Origin of the sequence: Chondromyces crocatus (assembly GCF_001189295.1) — a bacterium.
Lineage (GTDB): Bacteria > Myxococcota_A > Polyangia > Polyangiales > Polyangiaceae > Chondromyces > Chondromyces crocatus.
Map to the genome: position 1 here is coordinate 9388874 of NZ_CP012159.1, position 10495 is coordinate 9399368.

The 10495-nt window shown below is 70.1% G+C and carries 6 protein-coding genes; 2 read left to right on the forward strand and 4 right to left on the reverse strand.

Annotated features, from left to right (window positions below; genetic code table 11):
• The first annotated feature begins 32 nt into the window (after nt 1-32).
• Together CMC5_RS33925 and CMC5_RS33930 are read left to right on the forward strand one after the other, a co-directional pair.
• A complete protein-coding gene (locus CMC5_RS33925) occupies nt 33-3074 on the forward strand; it encodes a carboxypeptidase regulatory-like domain-containing protein (protein WP_050434282.1) in 3042 nt (1013 codons plus the stop codon).
• A gap of 72 nt (nt 3075-3146) precedes the next feature.
• Nucleotides 3147-6143 (forward strand): carboxypeptidase regulatory-like domain-containing protein, encoded by a 2997-nt coding sequence (locus CMC5_RS33930; protein ID WP_050434283.1) that lies wholly within the window; start codon nt 3147-3149, stop codon nt 6141-6143.
• Nucleotides 6144-6179: 36 nt separating this feature from the next.
• On the opposite strand, the gene CMC5_RS33935 is transcribed toward CMC5_RS33930, so the two are convergent.
• The 4 genes from CMC5_RS33935 to CMC5_RS33950 form a co-directional block, all read right to left on the reverse strand.
• On the reverse strand, nt 6180-6938 hold the full coding sequence (locus CMC5_RS33935; RefSeq protein ID WP_050434284.1) for an alpha/beta fold hydrolase: 759 nt from the start codon (nt 6936-6938) through the stop codon (nt 6180-6182).
• A gap of 27 nt (nt 6939-6965) precedes the next feature.
• On the reverse strand, nt 6966-8345 hold the full coding sequence (locus tag CMC5_RS33940) for an MFS transporter (protein ID WP_082363036.1): 1380 nt from the start codon (nt 8343-8345) through the stop codon (nt 6966-6968).
• Nucleotides 8346-8459: 114 nt separating this feature from the next.
• Entirely contained in the window at nt 8460-9824 is a 1365-nt protein-coding gene (locus CMC5_RS33945) for a sensor histidine kinase (RefSeq protein WP_156339063.1), read from the reverse strand.
• Nucleotides 9799-10455, reverse strand: coding sequence for a response regulator transcription factor (locus tag CMC5_RS33950; RefSeq protein WP_050434286.1), 657 nt, complete (start codon nt 10453-10455; stop codon nt 9799-9801). Before CMC5_RS33950 ends, CMC5_RS33945 begins: the two co-directional genes overlap by 26 nt.
• Nucleotides 10456-10495 lie beyond the last annotated feature (40 nt).

Here is a 10495-nt window from a genome sequence, read left to right on the forward strand (position 1 = left end):
CCGCCACGGCGGACCTGGAGTATGGGTCACCCATGACCAAGCGGTCCGTGGCCGTGACCCTCGCCGGAGTCTTCCTGGCCCTCCTGGTGGGGTTCCTCTGGTTCCGCGCGCAGCGTCCCGAGGTCGATCCCGCCGCCTCTCCCTCGGAAGCGACCTCGGCGCCCTCCACCGCACGCCATCGACTCCGCACCCCACGCACCATGGCCCAAGGGAGCATCGCTGGGCGGGTCACCACGCCCTCGGGTGCGCCCATCCATGGGGCACACGTCTGCGCCCGCGTGGAGCGCGAGCCCTTGCACGCCATCGCCTCGATGCCGACCTGCGTCACCACGTCGGAGGACGGCCAGTACCGCATCGCTCCCCTCTACCCCGCCCGCTGGTCGCTCTTCGCCTCGGCCGAGAAGCACCGGCCGCGCCGTTACATCCCCCCCGAGCCTGCGCCGGACCTGGAACACGGCATCGCACTCGGCCCGGGCGAGATGCGCACTGGCGTCGACATCGCGCTCCCCGAGGGCGGTGTCGCGCTGCGCGGCCAGGTGCGGGATGTCGGCGGCGGCGGCATCTCCGGCGCACTCGTCACCTGCACCGATGCCTTCGGGACAGGCACGAGCAGCATCGCGGCCACCCGCTCCGATGCCCAGGGAGCCTTCGTCGCCTGGGTCGATCCAGGGCCCTACATGGTCAAGGCGAGCGTCGACGGCTACGCCGACGCCTGGAACCACACCGAGGCGCCCGGCCCCCCGGTCGAGATCGTCATGATGCCTGCCGCCACGATCGCCGGCCAGGTCATCGACGCCGAGAGCGGTGCCCCCCTCACGGACGCCCTCGTCGACGCCGGGGCCGAGATGGGCATCGCGGCCGTCGAGCGCGTGTCGACCGACCAGGAGGGGCGCTTCCGCCTGTCGAGGCTCTCTCCCGGACGCTACAAGCCGTCGGCGCGTACCGACGGTCGGTACGGCCAGGTTCAGACCAGCATCCAGCTCGGGCTCGGCCAGAGCGTGAGCGACCTGGTCATCCAGGTGCACGCCGCCAGCAACCTGGCAGGGCGGGTCGTCATCCAGCCGGACAAGGAGCCCTGCTCACAAGGCTTCGTCACCCTGATCGGCCCCTCGCAGGAGACCCATCAAGGCCGCCTCGATGCCGAAGGATGGGTGCGCTTCGAGGGCATGCTCCCTGGAACGTACCGGCCCCTGCTGTCCTGCGAGGGCTTCGCAGGGATGAACGACCAGCCCACCTTCGAGCTGGGCGCAGAGAACCGCGACGATCTCGAGTGGACCTTGCAAGCCGGGCGAACGCTGAAGGGACGCGTCGTCGACGAAGAGGATCGACCCGTGCGCGCTACGGTCCACGCCATGACCACCGCGCCGCTCACCGCCATGCCCCCGAGCGGCTTCGGGCAGACCGACGCGGAAGGTCGCTTCGTCTTCCGGGGGCTCATCCCCGGGAAGTACGAGGTCTCGGCCCAGGCCATCGCACAGGACATGCAGAAGCAGACGGAGGTCGATCTCGCCGACCGCGACGCCTCCGACGTGACGCTGGTCCTCGCGGGCGGCAGCAGCATCATCGAGGGCATCATCGTCGACGAGCATCAGAAACCCGTGGTGAACGTCCAGATCGTGGCCGAGGATCAGGCCTCCCACCGCAGCACGATGGCCCGCTCCGATCAGGATGGCAGCTTCGCCTTGAGGAACCTCAAGGCCGGCGAGTTCCGCGTCTACGCGACGAGAGAAGGCGCCATGCTCCGGACGCCACGTCCGAAGCTGGCTCAGTCGCCCACGCAGACGGCGAGCGCGACGTCCGAGCCCGATGGCCTCATGGCCGAGCGGGGCGTGACGGCACGGGTGAAGGGGGGAGAGACCACGCGGGTGCGGCTCGTCGTCGAGGCGCAGGACGGAGAGATCCATGGCCGCGTACTGAACGACGACGGCGAGCCCGTGACGGACGCCTTCATCCATGCGGAACGCGAGTCTGCCGGCGCGCCTTCGGGAGCGGCAGCAGCAGCGCTCCTGGGGCGCTGGTCATTCACGCCGGTCGTCACCGATCCCGAGGGCGAGTTCACGCTCGGCAACCTGAGCCCGGGCCGCTACACGCTGCACGCTTACCGCAAGGGAGGCGGCGACGCCTCCGTCGAGCACATCGACGTGGGCCAGACGGTCACTCTCACGATCCGCAAGACGGCCTCTCTCTCGGGCACCCTCACGGCGCAAGGCGGCTCGCCGCCCGCACAGTTCACGATCAGCGCGACCCTCGGCGGCTTGCCCGTCCGGACCGAGTCGTTCTTCCAGACGGGCGGAGCATGGTCGCTCGATGATCTGTCGGAGGGCGCGTACGACCTGCGCGCCACGGCGGACGAAGGAACGGCGTGGACGCAGGTCTCTCTGGCCTCGGGAGAAGAACGGAACGGCGTCCGCATCGTCCTCGCCCCGCGCACCACCGTGAAGGGTCGGCTCGTCGAGCTCGACAGCGGCGCCCCCATCGCGGGCGTCGCGCTCAGCCTCCACGCGAACGGCCCTGGCGCGATGGGAATGGCGGCCATGGAGCCACAGCGCAGTGATGCATCGGGCCACTTCGAGATCACCAAGGTGGAAGCGGGCAAGGCCGTCATGATGGCCATGCCTCCCCCGGGTCCCACCCCGATCCACGACGCGATCTGGTTGCCGATCGAGGTCCAGGCCGGCACGGTCCTCGATCTGGGCCAGGTCGCCATGGCGAAGCGCAGGGTCATGCCGATGGCAGCTCCGGGAGACCTCGGCTACACCCTGCCCATCCCGGATCCCGGCGCGATGTTCTCGTCGCCCCCCCTCACGGTCGCCTCGGTCCGACCCGACGGCCCTGCCGCCACGGCGGGGCTCGCCACAGGTGACGTCATCGCCACCGTCGACGGGCACGACGTCACCGGCAGGCGGAGCTACCTCTACCGCTCGCTGACCACCGTCCCCGAAGGGACCACGGTGACCCTCGGTCTCGCCGGCGGTGGCCGTATCCAGGTCACTGCCGAGAAGTCGGGCTTCGCGATGCCCGGCCCTGGCGGGTTCCCGGTCGGGGGCGTTCCCCCCGCGGCGGTGCTCCACTGATTCACACGGCACGACGGCGTCCTCTGAGGCACCGCCCGGGCGCGAAGCCGCGGGGTATGCTCCCGGGTGCCCATGGCCAAGCGCTCTCTCGCCGTCGTGGCCAGCCTGCACCTGGCGCTCACCGTGGGGGGCTGCGGCTGGTTCCGCGCACAGAGCGCGGATGCCGAGCGCTCGCCTCCTCCCTCGCGCGCCACGTCGACGCCTGGAGCGCCCCTGCCTGGTCCCAGGGAGCGTCCCCTCCCTTCCGGCAGCATCTCGGGTCGGATCACCACGCGAACCGGAGCGCCACTCCCGGGAGCGCTCGTCTGCGCCCGCGTGGATGCCTCGCCCCTGGACCCTCATCGACGCTCCCCCCTCTGTGCCACCGCCACGGACGACGGTCGGTACACCCTCGCCTCGCTCCCTCCCGATCGCTGGCTCGTCTTCGCCTCTGCGGAGGGGCACCACGCGCGCTTCGAGGACCGACGCGCCCTCCAGCTCGACGGCGGCGAGGCCCGCACCGGCGTGGATCTCTCGCTCGTCGAGGGTGGGCGCGTGCTGCGCGGTCGACTGAAGAGCGCGGAAGGACGCGGCATCGCCGACGCCCTCGTCACGGTCGGTGACACCAGCGCTTCAGGTCAGGGTGCAACAGCGGCCACGCGCTCCGACGCGCAAGGAGCGTTCGCCGTGGGGGTCGAGGAGGGATGGCACCTGCTCCAGATCCGCGCCGACGGGTATGCCGACGCCCTGAGCTACGCCGAGGCGCCAGGTCCCCTGGTCGAGGTCCTGATGGCTCCCGGCGCCAGGATCTCAGGGCGTGTGGTGGACGCGACGAGCGGCGCACCGCTCGCCGGCGCACGCGTCGACCCCGGACCCATGCACGTGTCGGGCGTTTTTCCGGACGAGGCCGTGACGACCGACGCTCAGGGCCGCTTCCAGATGGAGCGGCTCGCCCCAGGCCGCTACGGCCCCTCGGCACGTGCCTCAGGGAGGTTCGGACAGGCTCGGCACAGCCTGCTCCTCGGACTCGGACAGGCGTTCAGCGATCTGGTGATCGAGGCCCATCCGGCCAGCGACGTGGCTGGACGCGTGCTCGTCGAGCCCGGCAAGAGGCCTTGCACGAGCGGGTTCGTCTCGCTGACCAGTCCATCGCAGCCAGGGCAGACCGCGCCCCTTGGAAGGGATGGCTGGGCGCGCTTCGAGGGGTTGCTCCCGGCCCTCTATCGAGCCCTCGTGGTGTGCGAGAACCAGGTCCTCCCAGGGGAATCGCCCTCATTCGAGCTGGGCACGAAGAACCGTGCGGATCTCACATGGGTCTTTCCGGCAGGGCTGACGCTCCGAGGGCGGGTCGTCGACCCGAAGGGCCACCCATTGCGCGTCCCCGTCCACGCATCACCCCTGTCACCGCAGACGACCTCGGCGCCGAACGGCTACGGCCAGACGGACGAGGAAGGGCGCTTCGTCCTCCGGGGTCTTGCTGCCGGAGCGCATCGGGTCTCGGCGGTGCTGGGACACCCCGAGCCACGAACTCATGCTGACGTCGATCTCGTCGCCGAAGGCACGCCCGAGCGGACACTCGTCATGCCGACCGCCGGCCGCGCAGATGCTGGACAGACGCGGAGGGACGGCCCGGCGGACGCGAACGCTGGCAACACGATCGAGGGCCTGATCACCGATGCGCAGCAGAACCCCCTCCAGCTCGTCGAGATCGGGCTCGGCAACGTGGCCACGGGTCGCACGTTCACCACCATGTCAGGCATGGACGGGCGCTTCGCGCTGACGCACCTCATGCCGGGCGCCTACCGCATCCGCGCCTCGCTGGGGGGCGCTCCCCTCCCCGCCCCGATGCCCCACACGCAGCGCGAGCCCGCTGGTGCCACCGGCACGACGCCGAACAGCACCAGCGCCCGCCCCCCGGCGACGGTGCTCGCCCAGGTGCAGCAGGGAAAGACGACCAGCGTACGGCTCATCGTCGAAAGCCAGCAGGGGGTGATCCAGGGCCGCGTGCTCGACGGCGCAGGCCAGCCCGTGAGCGATGCCCTCGTCTACGTCCAGCGCGACATGGGCGGCTCGCTCCCGGACGGGCTCGCGTCGACCTGGGGCAGCTTGGTGCTCACGCCGGTCACCCCCGATCCCGCGGGACGGTTCACGCTGCAACCCCTCCAGAGCCAGGGCATCTACACGGTCCACGCCCAGCGAAAGGACGGAGGAGCGGCCGTCGTCGAGAACGTCCGCGTGGGTCAGACGCTCTCGCTGACGATCCGCAAGCGGGCCACGCTGTCGGGCACCGTCTCCTTGCCCGAGGGACCACCACCCCAGTTCGTGCTCACCGCGCGCCGAGATGGCGTCCCCATCCAGCTCGAAACCTTCTTTCAAACAGGCGGAGCCTGGACGCTCGACGACTTGCAAGAGGGCTCGTACGAGATCCAGATCACGGCGCCCGAGGGAACCGGGACGAGCACGGTACGCCTGGCCGCCGGAGAAGAGAGAGGCCAGGTGCGCATCGCGCTGACCCGACGCGCGACGTTGAAGGGCAAGCTCGTCACGCTCGAAGACGGCGCACCGCTCTCGAGCATCCACGTCTCCATCCAGACGAAAAGCACGCAGCCCGTCATCTACGCCAGCGAGCACGTGGTCAGCGACGCCTCAGGGCAGTTCCAGCTCGACAAAGTCGAAGCCGGCCAGGCCACCCTGATGGCCACGCCCGCGACCGGCCCTGACAGCCTGCGCGAGATCCTCGTGATGCCCATCGAGGTGCCCCCTGGAGGCATCGTCGATCTGGGTGCACTCCCCCTGGCGAAGCGCCGGCTCGCCCCCTCGAAGCGCGCTGGAGATCTCGGCTTCACCGTGCGGAGCACGGTCTCCGCCGTGCGTCACGAGCCGAACGAACTCCAGGTCGAAACGGTCCGGGCAGGCAGCTCCGCGGCGAGAGCGGGCCTCGTCGCAGGTGACGTGATCACGTCGGTGGATGGCCACGATGTCACCTCCAGACGGGGCTACCTCTACCGCCAGTTGACCACCGTCCCAGCGGGCACCACCATCACGCTCGGCCTCGCTCGCGGGGCACGTGTGGCAATCGTCGCCGAATGACCCCCTGGGGCGAGCAGGTGCCTCAGGGCCGCGGCCTCATGCGAACGAACGCTTCACCTCGTCACAGATCCACGCCGCATCCGAGATCACCTCGAAGTGCGAGAGCCCGGCGCGCTCGACGTAGCGGCTCCCCGCGATCGACGTCACGGCCTCCTTCACCACCTCCCGCCCGAAGCAGCGCTCTCCTGCATAGAGCAAGCACGGCGCCGTGAGGGTCGCGGGGATCCCGGCCAAGCTCTCCCACTGCCCCTCCGCCTCTCGCAGCGCGCTCAGCGCCTCGGTGTTCACCTGCGCGAGCCGCGCGGCCATGGCCGGCGGTGTCGCCATCACCTGCCCCCACAGCGCTCGCCACGCCTCCCCTCCCTTGCGCAGCGTCGCCAGGACCAGATCGTCCTCGCGCCGAACCTCCGAAGCGAATTCGAACCCACCGAGCACGAGCCCTGCCAACCGGTCTGGATGCCGGCTGGCCAGCGCCAGCACGATCTTCGCCCCCAGCGAGTACCCCCACACGACGGCCTTCTCGACCCCCATGTGATCCATCACCGCAGTCACGTCGGAAGCCATGCGCTTTGGGTCGTAGTCCTCGGCGTGGTTCGGCGCTCCGCTCTCTCCGTGACCGCGTGGCTCGACCGCGATGACCCGGAACGCTCCTTCCAGCCGAGCGACGTACCCGAGATCCACCCAGTCCCACAGGCTCATCCCGAAACCGAACACCAGCACCAGGGGCGGCAGGCGCTCATCCCCACCGAGGACCTCATGGTGGATCCGCAGCGCGCCATTCGATGCAAAAGCCATGAAGGAGACCTCTCCCAGCGCACCAGCTCAGGGTACGAGCGGGGCCGCGTCCGTGTCGGCATTGATCTGGCTGTGCTTCCGCGTGTCCCGCATGAGCATGTAGACCACGAGGGAGCACAGGATGGCGAGGCTCACGTACCAGAAGAACCAGCGCTCCCGCCCCGCAAGCTTGAGCCACATCCCCACGTACTCCGCCGTGCCCCCGAAGATCGAGACGGTCAGCGCGTAGGGCAGCCCCACCCCCAGGGCGCGGATGCGCGCCGGAAACAGCTCGGCCTTTACCACGGCGTTGACCGAGGTGTACCCGGACAGGATCAGCAATGCCGCCATCAGCAGCAGGAAGGCGGTGAGCGCGTCACGCGCCTGCGTCATCGCCGTCAGCAGGGGCACGGTGCAGAGCGTCCCCATGACCCCGAACCACATGAGCACGGGCTTGCGACCGACACGATCCGAGATCAGCCCGAAGACGGGCTGGAGCAGCATGTACAGGAACAGCGACGAGGCCGAGACCAGCGTCGCCTCGTCACGGGTCAGCCCCACCGAGTGGACCAGGAACTTCTGCATGTAGACGGTGTATGTGTAGAACGCGAGCGTACCACCCAGGGTCAGCCCGACGACGATGGCGATCTCTCGCGGGTGCCGCAGCAAGTCCCGCATCGGCCGGCGCCGCGCGTGCTTCTCGGCCTCGGCCCGGAAGGCCTCCGTCTCCACCATGTTACGGCGCATGTAGAAGCCGAAGATGGCCAGCAGGGCGCCGATCACGAAGGGGATGCGCCAGCCCCAGGCGGAGAGCTGCGCCGGGGTCAGGATGAGGCGCTGGAGCACGAGCAGCGTCAACGTCGCGAGGAGCTGGCCCATGATCAGCGTCACGTACTGAAACGAGCTGTAGAAGCCGCGGTGCTTGGAGCTGGCCACCTCGCTGAGGTAGGTGGCGCTGGTGCCGTACTCTCCGCCGAGCGAAAGCCCCTGGAGGAGCCGCGCGAGCAGCAGCACCACGGGCGCGGCCACGCCGATCGTCGGGTAGGTCGGGCACACGGCGATGACGAAGGAGCCGAAGCACATCAGCGACACGGACAGGGTGAGCGCCGACCTTCGCCCCCGCAGATCGGCGTAGAGGCCCATCAACCAGCCGCCCACGGGCCGGATCAAGAAGCCCAGCGCGAACACGGCGGCGGTGTTGAGCTGCTCCACGAGCGGATCGGCGTCCGGAAAGAAGGCCTTCGCGAAGTACAGCGAGAAGGCCGAGTAGACGTAGAAGTCGTACCACTCGATCAGGTTGCCGACCGAACCGCCGAAGATGGACCGCAGCCGCGCCTTCACGCTGAGCTCCGGCACGGCGGCGACCGCGGGAGCTGTCGAAGGGTCGGTGGAGGTCGAGGGACTCTCGGCGTTCGGTCGGTCTTCCACGGGGTATCGGCGCCGATGCTACGACGTCTTCGCGACGCCGTCGTCCACCGCCGATGCACAGCGACCGAGGGGCTGCCCACGCTCTCGCCCGCGTGGTCCCCTTGGTGTTCCTGTTCAGCGCGGCGTTGGCTCCGAGACTGGCGCAGGAGCCCTGGGCGCCCAGCACGGTAGGGTCACACGCACGTGGGTACCACGAGCCGACGCCACGAAGGAGGCTTCACCCCCGTGCGCTCGCGCGATCTGCGCCACCAGCGCGAGGCCGAGCCCCTCTCCGGGGACAGCCGAAACGCCCCGCTGAAAGGGCTCGAAGAGGCGCGAGCGCTCAGCCATGGGGATGCCAGGGCCTTCGTCGACGACATCGAACACCACGCGGCCAGAGGTCTCAACAAGAGCGACGCACACCAGACCCGACGGTGCGTAATGAAAGGCGTTCTGCACGAGGTTCTCGCAGAGCACGGTGAGCAGCGATTCGTCCCCACGCACCGTCGACGCCGAACCGAGTGTGAATCGCCACCGCAGCCGCTCCTCGTCGGAAAGACGGCTCTCGATGCCCTCGATCACCTCGCTCAGCTCGACGGCATCGTGGCGCATCGCCACCGACGCGCCGACGCGCGCAAGCACCAGCAGGCGCTCCACCAGCTTCCCGATGCGCGCCGTGACGGCACGCAGACCAGCGATCCGTGTGAGTGCGGCTTCCGGTAGGGGTTCTTCGGCAAGCAGCTCCAGCTCACCAGAGAGGCTGGTCAGCGGCGTCCTCAGCTCGTGGGCCGCGCCGGCGGCGAAAAGGCGCGCAGCCCGGAGCGCCTCGGCGCGCCGGTCGAGCAGTGCGCGCAGGGTCCTGCGCAAGGCGTCGATCTCGCGGACGCCCTCGTCGACCCCCAGCTCGACCGCCTCGTCCATCGGGGCGTCACCCAGCCGGTCCTCGAGGCGCATCAGAGGCCCGACCGCCCAGCCAGCCAGCCACCGGCTCGCCAAGGCGCCGATCAGGGCGGCGATCACCACGGCGCCGAGGACGATCGCCCCCATCATCCCGAGGCCGAGGGTCGGCAGCTCGTCCGCTGCCACCACGCACGACCAGCGCCCCTGGGTGGCCACGCAGGCCCGCATGGCGTGAGGCCCTCGCTGGGTCGAGCACCCCACCTCGAAGATCGGTAGCTGCGGGTCCCCACCCATGAACGCGCCGTCGCGGTGAACCGAGAAGCGGATCCCCGCCGGCTCCAGCTCCTGTCGCTCCTCCTCCACGAGCGCCACCAGCGCCGCCCCCTCCAGCCCCTGGATCTCCGCTGCGATCTCCGCGGCCTCGTCCCCCAGCCGCCGATCCTCCGCCCGCCACACCTCGATCTCGGCGAGCGCCACTGCCACCAGCGCCGCGCACAACCCCCCCACGACGGCGGCGAGCACGGCCACGCCCGCCACGCGGCCGACCAGCGTCCCCGGGAGCGGCTTCGTCGCCTCAGTCGATCGTGAGCGCATAGCCATGCCCTCGCATCGTGCGCAGCACGCCCTCGCCGAGCTTGCGCCGGATCCGCGCCACCAGCACCTCCAGGCTGGCGGTCGCCTCGACTTCACCTCCCCAGACCAGCTCCAGGATCTCCGTGCGCGCGACGAACCGCCCGGCCCGCGCGGCGAGCAGCTCGAGGAGTGACCACTCCCGCGCGGTGAGCGGCACCTCCATCCCCGCCCGCTCGGCGCACCGCGCACGAAAATCGAGCCGCGCCTCCCCTGACCTCACCTCCATCGGCCTCAGCTCGGGTCCTCGGCGCCCGAGCGCGCGCACCCGCGCCCGCAGCTCCGACACTGCGAACGGCTTGCCCAGAAAATCGTCGGCCCCTGCATCGAGCCCGGCCACCCGTTCGGACACCGCAGCGTGCGCCGTCAGAAGCAACACGGGTGTGCTGTCGCCTCCCTGCCGGAGTTCCCGGCACAGCGCGATCCCCGACCCATCGGGCAGCGCCACATCGAGCACGATCACCCCCACGGCTCCCTCTGCGAGCCGCACGCGGGCCTCCTCGGCCGTCGCAGCCGCGGCGACTTCGTGCCCGTCCCGCCGCAAGCTGCGCACGAGCAGGTCGCGCACCTCTTCGTGGTCGTCGACGATCAGCACCCACATGGGTGCTGGATAGCACGCGCATCGAGGGCCAGATCGCCTG